Below are 15,528 nucleotides of genomic sequence, written 5' to 3'. Positions count from 1 at the left end.
CTTCTGAGTCAGGCTCTTACCACCTCGCCTCCAGCTAATACGTTCCTTATCTCGGACGGCGTACCCATCAGAACTAACGGGTTAGCAACTGACGGAGCCCATTACGCCATTCCTCTAAGCCCCCGACGCCTTCTCGTTGCAGCACACCAAAAGAAAACTCTGCGCGATATTAGCGCGATGACGACCAAAGATTTAGTGACGCAGGTTAATCGCTGGATCGTCGAAAAAGCTGAAAACTTTGTTGCTGCGACCGACAAGCGCCAAGAACGCTTTATTAGAAATAGATTTGGCGTAGATCAAATTGCGCCGATGTCAGGTCCAGTTCCTGAAGATCATGATTTATGATTTCAGGCCAGTTCGCCTCTCCACTGCAACCCTTGCACCACCCCCTCCCCCCTGTTAGCTCGCGCCCGTCATCTGGGGAGTAGCCCGCCGCAGCTCACGCGCAGCGGTTCCCTCGCGTCAACATACTCGGCCGAGAGGTCGTGGCGCAGGGGCGCGGAGTGATCCGCACGGGCAAGACCAATGGCACCTGACTTTCGCCTGGCCGGGCGGGAGGTCATGTGCCGTTGCTGTCTTGTTCGCCCGGCCCGGAGATAGTCAAAGTGGACGCCATCCTCACCTCTACCGCCGTGGTCGCTCTGGCCGAGATCGGCGACAAGACCATGCTGCTCGCCATCGTGCTCGCCGCGCGGTTTCGCACGCCTGTGCCGATCATCCTCGGCATCCTCGTCGCCACGCTCGCCAACCATGGCATCGCCGCATTCCTCGGCCATGCGATCGCCGGACTGCTCGACGGGCAGTGGTTCCGCTATGCGGTGGGTATCGGCTTCGTTGCGATGGCGGCGTGGACGCTGGTGCCGGACACATTCGAAGACGACGACGAGCCCAAGACAGGCCGCTTCGGCGCGTTCCTGACCACAGCAATCGCCTTCTTCCTGGTCGAGATCGGCGACAAGACGCAGATCGCGACCATCGCGCTCGGCGCGCAGTTCGGCAACGTGCTGCTGGTCACCATCGGCACCACGGCTGGCATGATGCTGGCGAACGTGCCCGCGGTGTGGTTCGGCAATGCGATTATCGAGCGCGTATCGCTCAAGGCCGTGCGGATCATCGCCGCGCTGCTGTTCCTCGTCATCGGGCTGTGGGTGATCGCTCAGGCCGCCGGGATTCTCGGAGGGTAGGCGGCACGCAGGATGTCGCGAAGGGCCGATTAACCCTCTGCGAACAGGCTGTTGCAGACGCATGCGGGGGCAGCCACTTGGTCTGCCATCGAAGAAAATGGCGGTCTTCCGCCAAAACCGGCGCTTCTCATCTAGAATGGACGGGTATTTCCCATTTCCACTGAAGAGAAGATCCTCCCGGATGACCCTGAAGCTAAAGCTCTTTGCCTGCCTCGCGATCTTAAGCGCCGCCCTGTTGGCGCTCGCAGGGGCCTTCTATCACACCGCGCAGAACAACGAGGCGGCCTTTTCGACTATCCTGGTCGACCGCGTCGAGCCGCTCGAAGACCTCAAGACGGTCGCTGACACCTATGCGGTGCTGATCGTCGATAACGCGCACAAGGCGCTCAACGGCAATATCGGCTACGCTGAAGCGGAAAAGAACGTGCGCGAGGGCGAGGCCGCGATCGAGAAGGCGTGGGCATCCTATCGTGCGACCAGCATCGAGGGCGAAGAGGAAGTGCTGGCAAAGCAGGTCGAAGCACAGATGGCGACCGCCGACGCGGCTGTCTTGCGGCTGGAAGCGATCCTGGAAGCCCGCAATTCTGACGCGCTGAAGCGCTTCGTCGACAACGAACTCTACCAGACCATCGATCCGGTGTCCGAGAGCATCGCGGCGCTGACCAAAATGCAGATCGACATCGCCAGCGATGTCACCGGGCAGGCGCTGAGCGAAACAAACGTCGCGCTGACCATCGCGCTGGTACTCGCCATTTTGGCGGTCGCGGCGATCGCGATCTCGATCTTCATCGTCACCCGCAAGGTCGTCCACCCGATCACCAATCTGTCGAGCGTGGTTCACGATCTCGCGAAATCGGGCGACGGCCAGCTGCCCCATCTCGACCAGAAGGACGAGATCGGCGACATGGCCCGCGCGATCGACGCCTTCCTGAATGCCGTGCTGGAGAAGGACCGGGCGGCGGCGGCGGCGATCGCCCGCGAACAGAAGATGGTCACCGATACGCTGGCCGAAGGTCTCTCCGCACTCGCGGCGGGCGATCTGACCGCCGAGGTGACCGCGACCTATCCGCCGGCCTATGCCAGCCTGAAAGCCAACTATAACGAAGCGGTCCAATCGCTGCGCGGGCTGATCGAACGCGTCACCAAGGGGACCGATTCGATCCGCCTGAGCTCCAGCGAAATTGCGCAGAGCTCCGAATCGCTCGCCCGCCGGACCGAAGCCAACGCCGCCAGCCTGGAAGAAACCTCCGCCGCGCTCGCCCAGATGAACGACCGCATCTCGCGCGGGGCTGCTGCGGCCAAGGACACCGCCCACAGCGCCAACGAGGCCAACGGCGTCGTGCACGAAGGCCGCTCGCTCGCCGAAGAGGCGATGCAGGCGATGGGCCGGGTGCAGGAAAGCGCCGAGGGGATCGACACCGTCATCGAGGGGCTCGACAAGATCGCCTTCCAGACCCGTGTGCTCGCCATGAACGCCGCAGTCGAAGCGGGCCGTGCGGGCGAAGCGGGTCGCGGTTTCGCCGTCGTCGCCGATCTCGTCTCCGCGCTGGCCATGCGGGCCGAGGAAGAGGCCGGCTCCGCGCGCGAACAGCTGACCACCACGCAGGAAGAGGTCGGCAATGCGGTGGGCCGCGTCCAGCGCGTCGATGCGGCACTGGAACAGATTTCGACCAGCGTGGGCAATGTGAACCAGCTGCTCGATACGATGGCGGCGGACAATCAGGCGCAGGCCTCGGCCATCTCCGAAATTGTCTCCGCCGTCACCGACATGGACACCTCCACGCAGCAGAATGCGGCCATGGTCGAGGAAACCTCGGCAGCATCGCGCCAGCTGGCGTCCGAGGTGACGACCCTGGCCGAAGAAGCTGGCCATTTCCGCACCTTGGCCGGCACGGCGAAACCGATGTCCTTCGCACCCGCGGCAAGCACCGCGATGGTGCACTAGGCCGGGGCAAGATAGCGCGCGCGTACCCAGCCGGGGGGTAGGAACTGGGTCCGCGCGCGCGGCCGGCCGCTAGCCCTGCTTTGCCAGCGGCGGGACACTCCAGCTGCCATCGATCACCGGCTCTTCTGGTCGATAGGTTCGGAAGATCGCCTCGAAAGGCCCTTCGGGTGTCGGCACCCAGACCACGTCCTTCTCCTCCGGGCGCTCGCGCGAGAGGTGGAGGACGATCGATCCATCGGCGCGCCTGACCAGATCGGACGAGCCCGAATTGATCGAATGCCGATCAATCGGCACCTTGAAGAAGAACAGCCGCCCGTCGGCATCGGGCTGGTACACGCTGAGCGACCAGAACGCCTTCACCGGCACGCCTGCGGGCGGGATCACCATCCGGTAGGCGGCGTCGCCGCTCAGCGCGTCGCCCGCCGCATCGGTCTCGGTGCGGAAATAGCGCGCATCCTGCGTCTTGAGCGCGCCGAAGCCGATCAGCGCGATGGCGGCGCGGACCAGATCATTATTGCCGTAATCGCCTAGGATCAGGGGCGGCGCGTTCCAGCCAGGCTTGTCCTGCGAGCGCGAGAGGCCCTTGCGCAGCATGTCGAGCGAACGGGGCAGCCACGCATCCCACGCGGCGCGCGAGCGCAGGGATAGGCCGTCCCACACGCTCAGATCGCCCGGCACAATGCCCTTGTCCGCAAACTTCACGGCGCGCGCGACCTGCGGGTGGCTCGGCGAACGGCCGAGCACTTCGTTGGTCAGGGCGAGGAAGCTGTGCGGTTCCATTTCGGACGGCGCGAGCGTGGTGAAGAGCAGCGGCTTCGACTTCGTATCGACAGGCTCCACCACGATCCCGCTCTGGACCGCGCGCGCGGCATCGAGATCGTCCACCCCGGCCACGAAGGTGCGCGCCAGCAGCCACACATCGTTCGAGGGCATGCGGATGACGTCGGGGCCGTCCCTCACCGTGCTGTCAGGCCCGACGATCAGATAGGTCCCGCCCTTGCCGCCCTTTTCGGCATGGCCGACCATCGTCTGGTCGGTGAACATGTCCATCAGCGCGACCGACAGATAGCGGTCGCCCGAGTCGGGCAAAGTCAGGCGCACCGGAGTCTTGGAAAGCTCCAGCACCGCCGAGGTGTAGAGCGTGTCGTTGTTCGGCGCGGTGACCGAGCGGATGCGCTCGTCCGCCAGATCGCGCACGTGGATGTGCCGGTTGATGAGCACGTTGGTATCACCCGCCCGCTTGGCCGCATCGGCCAGCGCCTCTTCGGATACCAGCGTATCGCCGACATCGATCTGGCCGGACAGTGCCTGCATCGACCGGGCGAATTCATACGGGCCGAAAGCGTAGAAGAACGCATCGATCACCGTCCCGTCGAGCGCGCCGGTCAGCTGGTCCTGGCGCGAGTTCGGGTCCGGCTGGATCGATGCACAGCCGGGCAATGCGATGAGCGATGCTGCGGACAGATTGAAAAGCGCAGCGCGGCGGGTGATACCATGACGCATGAGAATGATCCTTTCGCCCGAAAAACCTGACTTGGCATTATATGTACGACCGTACATATACGAAGCAAGATGAGCGAAGGTCAAGACGGATCGGCCCCGCGTCGCGGACGGCGGACGGCGGATGCCCCCGCGGGGCGCGATGCGCTGCTGCGTGCGGCGACGCGGTGCTTCGCCGATAACGGGTTCGAGGCGGCGAGCGTGCGGATGATCGCCAGCCGCGCGGGGGCGGCACCCAACCTCGTCGCGGTCCATTTCGGCAACAAGGAGGGGCTGTGGCTCGCCTGCGTCGATCTGCTCACGGAGACCTTCGCGCCGAATATCGCCGCGCTGACCGCGATGGCGAACGACGCAAAGACGCCATTGCGCGAGAGGCTGCGGCTCGCGATCGGCATGACTGCAGGCTATTACGACCGCCATCCGGATCTGCGCGGCTTCGTTGCGCGGGCCAGCGTGGAGCCGCCGCCGCGCAGCGACATTGTCTCCGAACGGCTGCTGAAGCCTTTGTACGAGGCGGCCCGCCCACTGATCCGGCAGGGAATCGACGCGGGCATCATTCCTATCGGCGATCCGGCGATCGTCTTCGTGATCCTCAACCTCTCGCTCGGCCAGCCCGATCGCGTCGCCTCCGCGCTCGCGCTGCTGTCCCCTGGGCATCCGGTGGACGAGACTGCCAGCCGGATGGGCGAGGCCATGGCGCAACTGCTTCTGGGCAGGGATGGCGGCTAGTATGCAGGTCGCCCGTCACCTGATCCTGCATGGCCGCGTGCAGGGCGTGTTCTACCGCGACTGGACGGTGCAGACCGCGCGCTCGCTGGGCCTTGCGGGCTGGGTCCGCAATCTTCCCGACGGCACGGTGGAGGCGCATCTGGAAGGCGAGGAGACTGCCCTCGCCCGGATGATCGAGGCGATGCACGATGGCCCGCCGCGCGCTGCGGTCGACCGGATCGAGCAGCACGATATACCAGCCGAGGGGTTCGACCGGTTCGAGCGGCGCTGATCGGGTTTTCCTACTCGCCCCGCGCGCACTAGACCGGCGCAATGCTCTTGCCGCGCCGATGCCCTGCCCCTGTCTGGAAGGCGGGGCGTGCACGGGGAGTTTTTCTTGCCCCTGGACTGTGTGTCAGGTGTGTCAGGCTGGCGGGGGGCAGACCCACAATTGTCGGTTTCGGAGCTTTGCCTGCGCTCAACCGCTGCGGGGACATGGCATACAAACACACCCTCCTCTGGCCCGTCCTCAGTTTCCTCGTCTTCTGCCTCATCGGCCTCGGCGCGCGTCAGGCGATCGGCACCGTCTATGGCGCGGCCGAAGCGCGCGACCTTCTGGAGGCGCTCAGCCGCGCGGGGCTCTACCTCGGCTCGGCGATCGCCACCGCCTCTGCGACCACGCTCGCGCTGATGCTGACGCTGATCGGCATGATCCGCCGGATAGAGACCGAATTCGACCGCAAGACCTACAAGCAGGTCACCCGGATCGCGGTGCTCTCCACAGCGACGCTGATGATCAGCTTCCTCGTGCTACTGGCCTTCACCCTGCCGATCGGCGAGTTCGAGAACCTGCCGAAGGGCTGGTACAACTACCTCTACACCGCGCTGTTCGCGCTGACCGTGGGGATGGTGGCGCTCGCCTCGGCCAGTGTGACGATCGTGTTCATGACGATCCGCTCGATCGTCTCGCACATCACTCCGGGGGACGATGTCTAGCGGGGGCCTCAGCTGCCCTTGTCAGGCTTGGCGTCGGTCGCGGCTGGCGCGTCGTCGCCCTCGCTGTCGCCCTTGCCCGGCAGGAAGTCGCGGGAAAGCGCGTGGTAGAGCCGCTCCTTGCATACCATCGATCCGGCCCAGTCACCGATCAGCGCGGTCGCGAACAGCGGCAGGATCGCGTGGCTGGAGCTGGTCGCCTCGCTCAGGATGATGACCGAGGTCAGCGGCGCGCGAACCACGCCGGTGAAGTAGCCGCCCATCCCGATTAGCACGATCAGCCCAGCCTGTTCGGGCGGGAAAAGCGGGGTCAGCAGCTCGCCGAAACCGGCACCAACCGCCAGCGATGGAGCGAAGATGCCGCCCGGAATGCCGCTGGCGGTGGTCGCCAGTGCGGCGAGGAACTTGGCCGGACCGAACCAGTATTCCGCGTCCGCTCCGGTCAGCAGATCACGCGTCGGCTCGTACCCGGTGCCCGAGGTTGCGCCCGCCGTCAGAAAGCCGAGCACGCCGACCACCACGCCGCAAACCAGCGCGGTCGCCAGCGGACGCGCTTTGAGCCGGGAGGCAAAGCGCCCCCCTGGCCCCCGCAGTGCGAGCACCGCGCGCGAGAACAGGCCGCCTGCCGCTCCGCCCAAAAGCCCCGCGATCGGCGCGGCGATCAGCACGGTCATGATCGGCAGACTGCCGCCCAGCTGGCCGAAATAGACGTAGTCGCCCGAAATACCCTGCGCGGTCAGGCCGGAGATCATCACCGCGCCCATCACCAGCACCGCGACCCGCTGTTCGTACGCGACAGAAAGCTCCTCGATCGCGAAGGCGATCCCTGCGAGCGGCGTGTTGAACGCCGCGGCCACGCCTGCGGCACCGCCAGCGATGTACACGCCCGCGCTTGCCTGGACGCGGAACAGGCGGTGGACCTGCACCATGATCGCCGCACCCAGCTGCACGGTGGGGCCTTCACGCCCGACCGATGCCCCGCCCAGGAGCGCAGCGACGGTCAGCACCGCCTTGAACAGCGCGGTGCGGATCGCGACCAGCCCGGCCATCGCCGCACTGCCGGGCATGCGGCTGGCGGCGATCACCTGCGGAATGCCCGATCCGCGTGCATCGGGGGCAACCCGGTTGGTGATCGCGACGATCGCGACGAACACCAGCGGTGCGGAAACGAGATAGACCCATGGATGTGCGGCGGTGGTGCGGTTGAACAGCTCGGAAGCATGGTCGCCCGCAATCGCGAAGCCGATCGCGACCAGGCCGATCAGCACCGCCCCCACCAGGGTGGCGGCGCGGCGGCTCCAGTCGCTCGCGCTGATCAGCTCCTCGCCCATGCCCGGCAACAGATCTCTGGCAGGCAAGTGGGGGCGCTTCATGCTGCCTCCCCTATGGCAAGCAGCGCGCGCGGTCTAGGGCGTCACCCACCGCGCAGTGCCTTGCGCCAGATCGAACTGGGCGCGGCAATGGCCATCATGCGCGAGATGGAACCAGTCGAGCCGGGTCAGCTCGACCAGCAACACCGCGAAGTGCTCGCGCGCGGGGATCAGGTCCTCGTCGCTCGGCTCGGGGCCTTCGAACTGCGGCGGCAGGCCGGAGGATGCGGTTTGCGCGACCGTGCCCGGCCCATCGCCGAGGTAACAGCGGCGCGCAAAGTTGTTGCCCGCCTCCCACGCCGCCTGCGCGACCGCACTGTCACGCTCGATACGTGCCTGCCCCTGCACGCGAATCTGCACCTTCTCCGCCTTGTCGTAGAACAGCACGCCGACTCGCGGATCGGCCTCGATCACGCCGACCTTGGGCGCGCGCGCATCGGTATGGAATCGCAGGGTCCAGGGATCGAAGGCGCGCAGCACCATCACCCGGGCATCGGCATCGCCGGTTGCGATCACCGGCGTATGCATCGGCGAGCGGCGATCTCGTGCCGCGCGCTCCAGCCGCGCCTGCGCATCGGCGCGGACCTTGTCGAGACTGTCGAACATTGCCGCGATCAACACATGGCGCAGCCGCGCATGTCAATGTCCCGTGAAAATTGCGTCATTCATCATTGCGACTGGAAATATGAACAAGAAACCCTAACTCCGGTTCAGAAACGTGTCAGGCCGTATCAGGCATGTAATACATACGGACAAAGGGGCCGCCTGGTGGGTGCGGCGCGAATGGTCCATCGCCATGAAGGGAACCGCTAGCACCATGTATAATCCAACAGATCTTTTTCGATATGGCGGGCTGACTGCGCTCGGCCTCGCGCTCGCCGCGACCGGCCTGCCGGCCAACGCCGCCGTTGCTCCGGTACCGGCCAACCGGGTTTCGACCTATCTTCAGGCCGACACCCAGTTTGCCGGGCAGCCCTCGCGCGAAGAGCGTCGCGCCGAGCGTCGCGAGGCACGCGGCAACAGGGGCGATCGTTCGCAGATCCGCGAGCAGCGTCGCGAGGCGCGTCAGCAACAGCGCCGCGAAGCACGGCAGGACAGACAGCAGACGCGCCAGCGTTCTGCGGCCGAGCAGCGGGCGTGGGACGCCCGGATGCAGTCGCGCGCGAACTACGCCCGCGAGCAGCGCCGCGAGGCGCGTCGGGACGTACGGCAGGACCGGTGGGAAGATCGCCGCGATGCACGCAGGGAAGCACGCCGTGAAGAGCGCCGCGAAGCCCGCAGGGATGCGAGGCGCGATTATCGTCAGGATGCACGCCGCGATGCCCGTCGGGAAGCGCGCCGCGACTATCGGCGCGACGTCCGCAGGGAAGCACGGCGCGACTATCGACGCGATGTCCGTCGGGATGCTCGCCGCGAGGCGCGCCGCGACTATCGCCGGTGGAACCGCAGCTGGCGGAACGACAACCGCTACAACTGGCACCGCTATCGTGCGCAGAACCGGCGGCACTACAACCTGGGCCGCTATTACGCCCCCTATCGCAACTACAGCTATCGCCGGATCGGGATCGGCTTCTCGCTAGGCAGTCTGTTCTTCGGCAGCCGCTACCAGATCAACGATCCGTGGAGCTATCGCCTGCCGCAGACCTACGGCCCCTATCGCTGGGTCCGCTATTATGACGACGTGCTGCTGGTGAACACCTATACCGGCGAAGTGGTCGACGTCATTCACGACTTCTTCTGGTAAGCGATCGCTCACCCCAAACGGACGCCCCGCCGATCAGTGCGATCGGCGGGGCGTTTCGCTTACTGGCGCGCCTTTCCGCCGAAGGGCAGCATCCGGAAGATGCCCAGATCCTTGTCGATGAAGGTATGCTTCAGCGCGCCCAGGATGTGCAGACCGATCAGGTAGATCATGATGGTGCCCGCGGTCTTGTGAACGTCGAAGATGGTGCCGCCCAGATCCTTGTTCTCGCCCACCGGCAGCGTCGGGATGGTGAAGATGCCGAAGAAATCGATCGGGCGTTCGAACATCGAAGTCGCCAGCCAGCCGCCCAGCGGCAGACCGATCAGCAGGACGTAGAACACCACGTGAGTCGTCCGCGCGAGCATCCGCTCCCACGGTGCGTAGGTGTTCGGCAGGCTCGGCAGCGGGTGCGTCAGGCGCCAGGCGATGCGGCCCAGCGTAAGCGCGAGGATCAGCATCCCCAGCGCCTTGTGATTGGCGAAAGCAGCGCCTTTCTCGGCGTCCGAGAGATTCTCCGCGCTTTCCGCGATCCGCCAGTTCACGATTACCAGAACGGCGATCAGCCAGTGAAAGATCATCGCGCCGATGCTGTAGCGCTTCTGGTTAGCTGTGCTCATGCTTGCTTCCCCTCACATGTGTTCCCGCTGTCTAGCGGGCACGCGGTGCACTTGCTAGAAAACTTGCATGACAGACTCGACCACCAAGCCCGCCAAAGTGCCCGATCAGGATGCCCTCGCCAAAGTCGGCGAAACCGTCCGCAAGCGGCTCGACGCCGATCCCAAGGCCTACCGCGTTCCGACGGACAAAGCGGAAATCTACGCCGTGGGCGAATTCCTGACGAGCAACGAATGTCGCAAGCTGGCCGGAATGATCGATCAGGTCGCCCGGCCCAGCTCGCTCTACGAAGGCACTTACAAGGACGGGTATCGCACATCGTACTCGGGCAATTTCGACCGCGACGACCCGATGGTGAAGATGGTCAGCCGCCGGATCGACGATTGTCTGGGCCTGCCCGGCAAGTTCGGCGAGACGATGCAGGGCCAGCGCTATCTGCCGGGCCAGCAGTTCAAGGATCACCACGACTATTTCTATCCGGGCGAGGATTACTGGAAGCAGGAGAGGAAGAATGGCGGCCAGCGCAGCTGGACCGCGATGATGTTCCTCAACACGCTGAAGGGCAGCGGCGCGACCGCCTTTCCCAATTGCGGTATCCAGATCGAACCCAAGGCCGGTGTCCTGTTGCTCTGGAACAACGCCAACCCCGACGGCACGCCGAACGAGGATACGCTGCATGCCGGCACGCCTGTCGCGTCGAGCGCGAAATACGTCATCACGCGCTGGTATCGCACGCGCAAGTGGGGGTGAGCCGGGCTAGCCTGCGGTGTTGGCCGCAGCCAGTGCCTCCGCGATCAGCTTGCGGGTGTTCTGGACCCCATAGAGCGCGATAAAGCTGCCCATGCGCGGACCCTGTTCGGACCCGAGCAGGGTCTCGTAGAGCGCCTTGAACCAGTCGCGCAGATTGTCGAACCCGAACTCCTCGCGCTTGCCGGTTTCGTAAACGATCGTCTGCAGGTCTTCCGCGCTCGTATCCGCGGACACCTGAGACAATTCGCCGTCGAGCGCGGCGAGTGCGGAGGCTTCGTTGGGCGTAGGCGCCCGGCGGTTGAGCGTCGGGGCGACGAAATCGCGGTTATAGGCGAGCGCGGTTGTCACCAGCCCGTCCAGCTCCGGGTGCTTCGCCGGATCGGGATCCTCGATGTAGTTGCCGAGGTAGGACCACACCTGCTCGCGCGTCGCGGTCGCACCCATCACTCCGACCAGGTTGAGCAGCAGGCCATAGGTCACCGGCAGGCTGTCGCCCGCACCCGGTGCTTCCTCCGCCTCATACCCGCCATTGGCGCGAGCCAAGTGCCACACCGGATTGCCCAGCTGCTTGTCCAGCGCCTGTTCGGGCAGCCGTTCGCGGAACTGCCAGTAATCGTCGACCGCGCGCGGGATCACGCCAACATGCAGCTGCTTCGCGCTCTTGGGATTGGGGAAGATGTAGAAGCCGAGCGATTCCTCGCTGCCATAGGTCAGCCATTCCTCGATCGTCAGGCCATTGCCCTTCGACTTCGAAATCTTCTCGCCCTTCTCGTCGAGGAACAGCTCGTAGATCAGGCCTTCGGGCTTGCGTCCGCCCAGCACCTTGGCGATCTTGCCCGACTGGATGCCGGTATCGGTCAGGTCCTTGCCGTACATTTCATAGTCGACGCCCAGCGCCACCCAGCGCATGGCGAAATCGACCTTCCATTGCAGCTTGGCCTGCCCGCCCAGCGCGGACTGTTCGACGACCGTGCCATCCTCGTCGGTAAAGCGGATCGTGCCCGCTTCGGCATCGATCACCTCGACCGGAACCTGCAGCACGCGGCCCGTCACCGGGCTGATCGGCATGATCGGCGAATAGGTCGCCGCACGCTCCGCCCGCAGGGTCGGCAGCATGATGTCGAGGATCGCCTGGTTGTGCGCGAGTACCTTCTTGAGCGCTTCGTCGAAGACACCGGTATCGTACTGGGTGTGGCTGGCGATGAATTCGTAATCGAACCCGAACCGGTCGAGGAATTCGCGCAGCTTGGCGTTGTTGTGCGCGGCAAAGCTGTCGTGATCGGTGCCGAAGGGGTTGGGGATGCGGCTCAGCGGCTTGTGCAGATTGTCCTGCAACAACTGCGCGTTGGGCACGTTGTCGGGCACCTTGCGCAGGCCATCCATGTCGTCGCTGAACGCGACCAGCCGCGTCTTGCCGTCTTCCGGCTTCGCGCCGATCAGCGCCTCGAACGCGCGGCGCACCAGCGTGGTCCGCAGCACTTCCTGAAACGTACCGATATGCGGCAGGCCCGAGGGGCCGTAGCCCGTCTCGAACAGCACTGGCTCGCCGCCGGGCTTCGTTCCGTCGGGATAGCGTTTGAGCAGACGCTGCGCCTCCTGGAACGGCCAGGCCTTGGACACGTGGGCGGCTTCGATCAGATCTTGCATGCTCATGGCAGCAGCCTGTTGCGCAGGCTCCCCCATGTTGCAAGCGCGAATGGCCGGAGCGGTGCCGCCCCGGCCCCTCGCTTCAGTCGTAATTGACCACTTCGAACTCGATCCCGTCCCAGTCGAAGAAGTAGAACCGGCGGCCGGGTTCGTAGTCGGCATGGTTGAAGGGTTCGAGCCCGTGGCGCTTCACCACTTCCTCCGCCGCGTCGAGATCGTCGACCACGAAGGCGATGTGGTTGAGCGGATGGCCCTTGGCGAAATTGCCGGTCACGTGCTCACCGGTGTAAAGCGCCACATAATCGACCTCGCCCCCGACATGGATCGTGTGGCCATTGTTGAGCGATGGCCCCTCCCACCGTTTGTGCCAGCCGAGCAGATCGACCAGCAGCGCGGTGCTGCGTTCAAGATCCGTGACGGAAATATTGGCGTGTTCAAGATAGCCCTTGGGCATCGCTGTTCTCCTTGATTGAGCGAGGCCGGATCGGCCCCGCGACTGCGATGCAGGCATCAATGCAATCTCAACCTCACTTGAGGTCAAGCATCAATATGCCTATCGTCGTGATCGATGAAAGCGAACGATCTCCTGCCCATTGGCGAACTGGCCCGTCGCACCGGGCTCAGCGTGTCGGCCATCCGCTATTACGAGAGCATGGGGCTGATCGAACCGCACCGCACCGGCGGCAACCAGCGGCGCTTCCTGCGCTCCGACATCCGCCGGCTCAGCTTCATCCTGATCGCGCAGCGGCTGGGCCTGTCGCTGGGTGAGATCGAGGCGCAGCTGGCCCGCCTGCCCCATGGGCGCACGCCCAATGCGCGCGACTGGAGCGCGATCAGCCGCGCGATCCGCGACCAGCTGGATGCGCGAATCGCGGAACTGGAGCGCGCACGGCAAAACCTTGACGGCTGCATCGGCTGCGGCTGTCTGAGCCTGAAGCGCTGTGCGCTCTACAACCCGCAAGACAGGCTTGCAGAAGAAGGCCCCGGGCCGAGGACGGTACTGGGCTAGTCCGCAGGGGTGCGCCGCCGCGCCATCGCCGCGACCTGTTCGACCGCGCGCCAGTGACCTGCAACCGGGTCGTCCGCCGGATAGATTTCGAGCGCAACGTCCGGCGCGATCCCGCTTTCTTCGAACACATTCCCGGCCTCATCCGCAAAGGTCTCGTTCGACAGCTCCAGCAGCCAGCCATTGGGCAGCGGCTTGGCCAGCGGGGTGGAGAACGCACCGCGCGTCGTCCCGCCCACCTGGGTGACATTGGACAGCTGGCGGAAGGCAAGCGTGGCAAGCTCGCCGCCGCTGACCGTCACATCGCTCGTCATCAGATAGACCGGCCCGGTGAAGCGCAGGCCATCGGCGGGCGCGATGCGGTTGGGAAACGGCGCAAGGCCCGATCCGCGAGCCTGAGTAGTAAAGCCGGTGAACGCGGCGTCGGTGAAACGGCTCGGCAGAGCCTTCGCCACACGATCCCACCCACCGCGATTGTTCGACAGGTCGACGATGACCGCGTCGGCATCCTGAAACGCGCCCAGCGCCTCGTCCAGAATGCGATTCAGTTCGGCCATTTCCGCCGCAGCCCATGCATCGCTGGAGAGATCCTCGCCGGGGGTAAAGCCGCCCATGACGAACACCTGCAGATAGCCGATCCGCGCTCCGTCCGGGCCGCCGATCACGCCCCACAGGATACGGTCCTGCCCCTCATGATGCGCGCTGTCGCCCAGCTTTGCCTTGGCCTGATCGATCAGTCCGCCCAGCCATGCGCCCTCGCCGCCCTGGCTCGCGCGGATCATCGGCAGAGTCGTCCCCTGACCGTCCTGAACCCGCCGTCGCTCGTCATCGATCGTGCCGATCAGCTTGGTATGGCTGTCGGAGAGCCCCTCCATATAGGCCGCCAGAGCATCCCACAGCTCGGCCTCGCTTGTGTCGTCGGAGATCAGAGCGCGCAGCCGCGCGGCGCGTTCTTCATGGCCGGGCGGGCGACGATCGAAGAAGGCGTAGTGCTGCCCGAAGGCGTTCAGAAACTCGTCGGCGACGGCCTGCGGCGATGTATCGGGCGCATCGGTGCACCGTGCCGGCAGGCGATCGAGCCGGTCGAACACGACATTGGTATCTCCCTCCAGCAGCTGAAAGATCGCGGCGCGATCTCCGGGCAGCATCCGGAAGAAGCGATATTCGATCGAGTCCATCGTACTCTGACCGCCGTTCTCGCCGGGCGGGGTGTAGCACTGGACGCCATCCTGATACCGCGTGACGCCTGTCTCATCGATCGCGAGAATCCAGCCATAGCCGCGCGATTTCCACACGCCTCTGGCCGCAGGCTCTGTCCTTCCCGATGAATCGACAATGCGCTTGAGCGGCGCGGCTTCCAGCCACGGCTGCGATTCAGAGATGTGGGCCGGTTGGGCGTTCAGGCCGCATGGCGCGACCAGCGCGGCGAGCATCACTGCGGCGGCCCGTCGCGGCCTGCGGACGAGAGCTTGAGAGGTCATGAGACCCGTTGATAAATCGCCCGTCACGACGATCAACCGGCCGCAATGTCGTTAGTCGAGCGGGCCCAGCGACGGGTCGAGATCGCGAGGGCGCTTGAAATGGACCAGCCTGGCGTTCTGCGCGCCCAGCTCGCTCCAGTCGTCGATCGGCAGTTCGAGTACGGCGAAGGACGCGGTCGGGAACTTGACCATCGCCTCGCGGAAATCGGGCGTCTCGTTCTCTTGCGAGACCAGCGCCAACACCAGATCCTGCAAACCGGGATTATGCGCCGCGATCAGCACCGCGTCGGCATCGCCTGCCTTGTGCTTGATCACTTCGAGGTGAGTCTCCGGCCCGGCGAGGTAAAGCCGCTGGTCGAAGGTCGGCTTTACACCGATCGCCGCCTCTTCCAGCGTCAGGCGCACCCGTTCTGCAGGGCTGGCGAGAATCATATCCCACGCGGGCTCCTGCCGCCGGATATGGCGGCCCATGATTCGCGCGCCTTCGCGACCGCGCTCGTTCACGCTGCGATCGAAATCGCGCGTGCTGCTGTCGTCCCAATCGGACTTCGCATGCCGGAACAGGCCGAGATATTTCACGTGATC

At 65.1% G+C, this 15,528-nt stretch carries 17 protein-coding genes; 9 read left to right on the top strand and 8 right to left on the bottom strand.

Translation table 11 applies throughout. The features are described from left to right. Positions 1 to 3 precede the first annotated feature (3 nt). The 3 genes from VO57_009255 to VO57_009245 all read left to right on the top strand — a co-directional run bounded on the left by VO57_009255 (position 4) and on the right by VO57_009245 (position 3,129). A complete protein-coding gene (locus tag VO57_009255) occupies positions 4 to 345 on the top strand; it encodes a DUF4238 domain-containing protein (protein XBL71318.1) in 342 nt (113 codons plus the stop codon). A gap of 260 nt (positions 346 to 605) precedes the next feature. Continuing rightward, positions 606 to 1,184, top strand: a complete 579-nt coding sequence (locus tag VO57_009250) for a TMEM165/GDT1 family protein (GenBank protein ID XBL68330.1) — start codon at positions 606 to 608, stop codon at positions 1,182 to 1,184. 181 nt (positions 1,185 to 1,365) lie between these two features. Beyond that, positions 1,366 to 3,129, top strand: coding sequence for a methyl-accepting chemotaxis protein (locus tag VO57_009245; protein XBL68329.1), 1,764 nt, complete (start codon positions 1,366 to 1,368; stop codon positions 3,127 to 3,129). A 69-nt stretch (positions 3,130 to 3,198) separates the two neighbouring features. Here the strand turns inward: VO57_009245 and VO57_009240 are convergent, their stop codons facing one another. Further along, positions 3,199 to 4,632, bottom strand: a complete 1,434-nt coding sequence (locus VO57_009240; protein ID XBL68328.1) for a DUF1254 domain-containing protein — start codon at positions 4,630 to 4,632, stop codon at positions 3,199 to 3,201. A 69-nt stretch (positions 4,633 to 4,701) separates the two neighbouring features. Here VO57_009240 and VO57_009235 point away from each other — a divergent pair, with 69 nt between their 5' ends. The 3 genes from VO57_009235 to VO57_009225 all read left to right on the top strand — a co-directional run bounded on the left by VO57_009235 (position 4,702) and on the right by VO57_009225 (position 6,333). Continuing rightward, positions 4,702 to 5,358 carry a TetR/AcrR family transcriptional regulator gene (locus tag VO57_009235; protein XBL68327.1) on the top strand — a complete coding sequence of 219 codons (657 nt, stop codon included), beginning with the start codon at positions 4,702 to 4,704 and terminating at the stop codon, positions 5,356 to 5,358. Beyond that, entirely contained in the window at positions 5,348 to 5,629 is a 282-nt protein-coding gene (locus VO57_009230) for an acylphosphatase (protein XBL68326.1), read from the top strand. Before VO57_009235 ends, VO57_009230 begins: the two co-directional genes overlap by 11 nt. Before the next feature lie 203 nt (positions 5,630 to 5,832). Further along, positions 5,833 to 6,333, top strand: coding sequence for a hypothetical protein (locus VO57_009225; protein ID XBL68325.1), 501 nt, complete (start codon positions 5,833 to 5,835; stop codon positions 6,331 to 6,333). Between the two features lie 8 nt (positions 6,334 to 6,341). Here the strand turns inward: VO57_009225 and VO57_009220 are convergent, their stop codons facing one another. Together VO57_009220 and VO57_009215 are read right to left on the bottom strand one after the other, a co-directional pair. Next, complete coding sequence (locus VO57_009220) at positions 6,342 to 7,703, bottom strand: chloride channel protein (protein ID XBL68324.1); 1,362 nt, start codon at positions 7,701 to 7,703, stop codon at positions 6,342 to 6,344. A gap of 33 nt (positions 7,704 to 7,736) precedes the next feature. Beyond that, entirely contained in the window at positions 7,737 to 8,306 is a 570-nt protein-coding gene (locus tag VO57_009215) for a pyridoxamine 5'-phosphate oxidase family protein (GenBank protein XBL68323.1), read from the bottom strand. A gap of 211 nt (positions 8,307 to 8,517) precedes the next feature. Between VO57_009215 and VO57_009210 the strand changes: the two genes are divergently transcribed. Further along, positions 8,518 to 9,444: an RcnB family protein gene (locus VO57_009210; protein XBL68322.1), complete on the top strand. Its 927-nt coding sequence runs from the start codon at positions 8,518 to 8,520 to the stop codon at positions 9,442 to 9,444. Between the two features lie 59 nt (positions 9,445 to 9,503). Here VO57_009210 and VO57_009205 read toward each other — a convergent pair whose 3' ends face one another. After that, complete coding sequence (locus VO57_009205; GenBank protein XBL68321.1) at positions 9,504 to 10,061, bottom strand: cytochrome b; 558 nt, start codon at positions 10,059 to 10,061, stop codon at positions 9,504 to 9,506. A 67-nt stretch (positions 10,062 to 10,128) separates the two neighbouring features. Here VO57_009205 and VO57_009200 point away from each other — a divergent pair, with 67 nt between their 5' ends. After that, positions 10,129 to 10,809 carry a 2OG-Fe(II) oxygenase gene (locus tag VO57_009200; GenBank protein ID XBL68320.1) on the top strand — a complete coding sequence of 227 codons (681 nt, stop codon included), beginning with the start codon at positions 10,129 to 10,131 and terminating at the stop codon, positions 10,807 to 10,809. 6 nt (positions 10,810 to 10,815) lie between these two features. On the opposite strand, the gene VO57_009195 is transcribed toward VO57_009200, so the two are convergent. Together VO57_009195 and VO57_009190 are read right to left on the bottom strand one after the other, a co-directional pair. Then, on the bottom strand, positions 10,816 to 12,462 hold the full coding sequence (locus tag VO57_009195; GenBank protein XBL68319.1) for a lysine--tRNA ligase: 1,647 nt from the start codon (positions 12,460 to 12,462) through the stop codon (positions 10,816 to 10,818). 76 nt (positions 12,463 to 12,538) lie between these two features. Next, positions 12,539 to 12,910: a VOC family protein gene (locus VO57_009190; protein XBL68318.1), complete on the bottom strand. Its 372-nt coding sequence runs from the start codon at positions 12,908 to 12,910 to the stop codon at positions 12,539 to 12,541. A 114-nt stretch (positions 12,911 to 13,024) separates the two neighbouring features. Between VO57_009190 and soxR the strand changes: the two genes are divergently transcribed. Further along, the gene (gene soxR / locus VO57_009185) at positions 13,025 to 13,465 is read left to right on the top strand and encodes a redox-sensitive transcriptional activator SoxR (protein XBL68317.1); all 441 of its coding nucleotides are present in this window, start codon (positions 13,025 to 13,027) and stop codon (positions 13,463 to 13,465) included. On the opposite strand, the gene VO57_009180 is transcribed toward soxR, so the two are convergent. Together VO57_009180 and VO57_009175 are read right to left on the bottom strand one after the other, a co-directional pair. Further along, positions 13,462 to 14,943: a S41 family peptidase gene (locus VO57_009180; GenBank protein ID XBL68316.1), complete on the bottom strand. Its 1,482-nt coding sequence runs from the start codon at positions 14,941 to 14,943 to the stop codon at positions 13,462 to 13,464. The genes soxR and VO57_009180 overlap by 4 nt on opposite strands. A gap of 51 nt (positions 14,944 to 14,994) precedes the next feature. Continuing rightward, entirely contained in the window at positions 14,995 to 15,522 is a 528-nt protein-coding gene (locus VO57_009175; protein ID XBL68315.1) for a histidine phosphatase family protein, read from the bottom strand. Between the last annotated feature and the right edge of the window lie 6 nt (positions 15,523 to 15,528).

Origin of the sequence: Citromicrobium bathyomarinum (assembly GCA_001306305.2) — a bacterium.
GTDB classification, from domain to species: Bacteria; Pseudomonadota; Alphaproteobacteria; order Sphingomonadales; family Sphingomonadaceae; genus Alteriqipengyuania; species Alteriqipengyuania bathyomarina.
The sequence above is the reverse complement of the archived record's forward strand: the minus strand, read 5'-3'. Positions and strand labels throughout refer to the sequence as shown.

Coding starts and splice junctions, on each gene's coding strand:
- VO57_009245 (XBL68329.1), top strand. CDS start 1,366: ATGACCCTGAAGCTAAAGCTCTTTGCCTGCCTCGCGATCTTAAGCGCC.
- VO57_009240 (XBL68328.1), bottom strand. CDS start 4,632: ATGCGTCATGGTATCACCCGCCGCGCTGCGCTTTTCAATCTGTCCGCA.
- VO57_009235 (XBL68327.1), top strand. CDS start 4,702: ATGAGCGAAGGTCAAGACGGATCGGCCCCGCGTCGCGGACGGCGGACG.
- VO57_009230 (XBL68326.1), top strand. CDS start 5,348: ATGGCGGCTAGTATGCAGGTCGCCCGTCACCTGATCCTGCATGGCCGC.
- VO57_009225 (XBL68325.1), top strand. CDS start 5,833: ATGGCATACAAACACACCCTCCTCTGGCCCGTCCTCAGTTTCCTCGTC.
- VO57_009220 (XBL68324.1), bottom strand. CDS start 7,703: ATGAAGCGCCCCCACTTGCCTGCCAGAGATCTGTTGCCGGGCATGGGC.
- VO57_009215 (XBL68323.1), bottom strand. CDS start 8,306: ATGTTCGACAGTCTCGACAAGGTCCGCGCCGATGCGCAGGCGCGGCTG.
- VO57_009210 (XBL68322.1), top strand. CDS start 8,518: ATGTATAATCCAACAGATCTTTTTCGATATGGCGGGCTGACTGCGCTC.
- VO57_009205 (XBL68321.1), bottom strand. CDS start 10,061: ATGAGCACAGCTAACCAGAAGCGCTACAGCATCGGCGCGATGATCTTT.
- VO57_009200 (XBL68320.1), top strand. CDS start 10,129: ATGACAGACTCGACCACCAAGCCCGCCAAAGTGCCCGATCAGGATGCC.
- VO57_009195 (XBL68319.1), bottom strand. CDS start 12,462: ATGAGCATGCAAGATCTGATCGAAGCCGCCCACGTGTCCAAGGCCTGG.
- VO57_009190 (XBL68318.1), bottom strand. CDS start 12,910: ATGCCCAAGGGCTATCTTGAACACGCCAATATTTCCGTCACGGATCTT.
- soxR (XBL68317.1), top strand. CDS start 13,025: ATGAAAGCGAACGATCTCCTGCCCATTGGCGAACTGGCCCGTCGCACC.
- VO57_009180 (XBL68316.1), bottom strand. CDS start 14,943: ATGACCTCTCAAGCTCTCGTCCGCAGGCCGCGACGGGCCGCCGCAGTG.